Here is a 1003-nt window from a genome sequence, read left to right as displayed (position 1 = left end):
GGCGAAGGCCTTGGGAGTTTGTCCTGCCAAGGCCTGATGGGGTCTGTGGTTGTTGTAGTATACGAGATAGTCGAACAGTTCGTTGGCGAAGTGGTCGAGATTGTCGAAGGTCGCGCCGTCGATGACGTCGTCATCGAGGGTGCGCCAGAAGCGTTCGACCTTGCCATTGGTCTGTGGCCGATAGGGCCGGGTGTAGCGGTGTTTGATGCCAAGCTCGAGCAGCATGGCCTCGAATGGATGCTCGTCCGGCTTAGTGCGGGCAGCGAACTCGGCGCCGTTGTCGGATAGGATCTCCTGGAAGACGAGCCCGTAAGTGAGGTTGAGGGTATTGATCATCTTCAGGGTCTTGAACATGACCGGCAGCGCCTTCTTGGAGGTTAGGACCTCGGCCCAGGCCAGACGCGAGCAGCTGTCGATCAGGCTGATGATGTAGGCCGTGACTGGGGGTGGCGCGAGGAACATATCGCGCGGCAATTGATGCAGATCGACGTGGCCCAGCTCCCCGAGCTTGTCCTTGATAATACGGCGTTTCTCCTCGCGCATCGCCGGCGTGCGGCGGTTCAAGCGGTAGCGCCTCAGCACCCGATAGATCGTGATCGGCGAAGGTACCGTGTCGCGCGTCTCGCGCAAGACCGCATGAATCTCATAGCGGTTCATCCCCCGCTTGCGATGGGCGACGATCTCCGCCTCGATCCCTTCCGGCTCGCGCCGTTCCCGCCACTTCGGGCCGCGCCGCCGCGGCAGCAGGTCCGCTTCATCGCCGCTCTGCAGATAGCGATTGTAATACTTGCGGAAGGTCTGCGAGCAGGTCCCGTGGTGCCGATAGAAGTCGCCGACCCGGTTGAACAATGGCGATCGTCCAGCCTTCACCGCCTCATACTCCGGGATCAGAAAACGCCACTTCTGCAGATAGTTGCGCTCAATCGTCCGGTCATAGCTGTTGTCGCGCATCGGATCGTCCTCCGCTGGAGCGATCCAATCAGCGAATTAGTGAACATGCACA

General features: G+C 60.3%; 1 protein-coding gene. It reads right to left on the bottom strand.

Annotated elements, in window-relative coordinates; translation table 11 throughout:
- The coding region (locus IVA96_RS17560; RefSeq protein WP_247418445.1) for an integrase core domain-containing protein at positions 1–951 on the bottom strand (951 nt) is incomplete at its 3' end.
- Positions 952–1003: the final 52 nt, after the last annotated feature.

Source organism: Bradyrhizobium sp. 159, assembly GCF_023073795.1.
Taxonomy (GTDB): domain Bacteria; phylum Pseudomonadota; class Alphaproteobacteria; order Rhizobiales; family Xanthobacteraceae; genus Bradyrhizobium.
The sequence above is the reverse complement of the archived record's forward strand: the minus strand, read 5'-3'. Positions and strand labels throughout refer to the sequence as shown.